Annotated in this window: 2 protein-coding genes; both read right to left on the bottom strand. The window is 74.5% G+C overall.

Features of this window, described 5'->3' with window-relative positions:
• Window positions 1-1124 (bottom strand): sensor histidine kinase KdpD (locus BI06_RS10870; protein WP_107113308.1); only part of this gene is annotated, 1124 nt, incomplete at its 3' end.
• A gap of 153 nt (window positions 1125-1277) precedes the next feature.
• A partial coding sequence (locus BI06_RS50540; RefSeq protein WP_043467229.1) for a PP2C family protein-serine/threonine phosphatase occupies window positions 1278-1920 on the bottom strand: 643 nt, incomplete at its 5' end.

The following is a 1920-nucleotide window of genomic DNA, read 5'->3' on the forward strand; positions in this document are numbered from 1 at the left end:
TGCGGTGCCTGCGGTGCCTGCGGCGACTGCGGTGACTGCGGTGCGTGCGGCTCGTAGGGCGCGTGCGGGCGGTCCACCGGGACGTCCGGGTACGCCGCCGCGGCGTCCGGGTACGCGCCCGGCTCGGCCGGATCGGGTCGGGCCGGGGGGACGGCCCGCCCCCGGGGCCCGGACCGCGCGGGCGCGGCCGATCCCCCGAACACCGCGTCGCCCCGGCCCAGGCCCGGCACGGTCGGCGGCAGCGGTTCGGTGAGCAGCGCGTTCGGCAGCAGCACCACGACCCGCACCCCGCCGTACGGCGAGGGCGCGGAGCCGATGGTGACCCGGAACCCGTACTGCTCGGCGAGCCGGCCGACCGCCGCCAGGCCGAGCTGGGGCACCTCGCCGAGGCGGGAGACCTCCAGCGTGGACCCGCCGGCCAGGGCGTCGGAGGCCTTCTCGACGGCGGGTTCGGGCATCCCGACGCCGCCGTCGTCGATCTCGATCACGGCCCCGTTGTGCACCGGCATCAGGGTGACGTACACCTGGGTGCTGGGCGGGGAGTAGCGGGTGGCGTTGTCCAGCAGCTCGGCCACGGCGTGGATCAGCGCCTCGGCGGCCGCGCCGACCACGGCGGTCTCGATCCGGCTGCGGATCATCACCCGCTGGAACGGCAGGATGCGGGACTGGGCGCCGCGCACGACGTCCTCCAGCGAGACCGGCTCGGGCCAGTGGCGGCCGGCCCGGGCTCCGCAGAGCACGGCCAGCGTCTGGGCGAGCCGGGCCTGTTGGGCGGCGGCGTGGTCGGCCTTGAGCAGGCCCTCCAGCAGGGTCGGGTCGTCGTGGGTGCGCTCCATCTCGTCCAGCAGGGCCTGCTGGTCGTGCGCCATGACGAGGATCCGGCGGGCCACGCTGAGGAAGGCCCGCTGGGTGGAGGCGTTGAGTTCCTGGTCCTGCTGGGCGGCGGCCAGTTCGGTGCCGCGGCGGGAGAGTTCGGCCGCGAGCTGTTCCCGGAGGCGGGTGATCTCGTGCTGCTGCTGGGTGACCCGACGGCGCTGGGTGGTGGAGACCGCCCGGTAGCGGGCGGCGGCCACCAGGGCGAGAGCGGCGAGCACGCCTGTTGCCGTTGCGCACCACTGAGTCATCGTCACGCGGCGAATTCTAGGGCGATGATCCTACGAAGGTGCGACCGGATCTCGCCAGGTGACCGGATCTCATCGATATCCCGTCAATACCGCGTCGGTCCGCACTGGTTCGGACGCGATCGGACTGTCCGTGGGCAGTCGACCGGTGTCCCGTCAGCCCCGCTGGTGCACAGTCGACAAGCGGTGCAACAGCAGCAACGCGACGTCGTCCGGGCGCGAACGCCGCTCGGTCACGTTCAGCGTGAGCAGATCGGCCAGCTTTTCCAGGTCCGGTCCCGGCTCGTCCCGGACCGGCCCGGCGTTGCGCGCCCACAGCTCCAGCCCGCCGAGCATCCGGTGCACCGACTCGTCGTAGTCCTCCTCGCGGTCCTCCACCAGGCCGTCGGTGTAGGCGAGCAGCGTCTCGCCGGGCGGCAGGTACTCGACCGCCAGCGGGTACGGCCGCTCGGGGGCCACGCCCAGCGGCGGGCCGCCGGGCAGGTCCAGTTCCACCGCCCGGGCGTCCGCGGTGACCCGGACCGGTGCCGGGTGCCCGGCGCGGGCCGCCCGCAGGGTGCCGTCGGCCGGGTCGAGGGTCAGGTAGAGGCAGGTGGCGAAGAGCTCGGTGTCCAGCTCGGTCAGCAGCCGGCTGGTCCGGGCGAGCGTCGCGGCCGGGTCGTGCCCGTCGGTCGCGTACGCCCGCAGTCCGCTGCGCAGCTGCCCCATCACCGCCGTGGCCTCGGCGTTGTGGCCCTGGACGTCCCCGATCACCAGCCCGATCCGGCCGTCCGGCAGCCGCAGCAGGTCGTACCAGTCG

This window comes from Kitasatospora sp. MBT66 (assembly GCF_000710405.2).
In the GTDB taxonomy this organism is placed as follows: Bacteria; Actinomycetota; Actinomycetes; order Streptomycetales; family Streptomycetaceae; genus Kitasatospora; species Kitasatospora purpeofusca.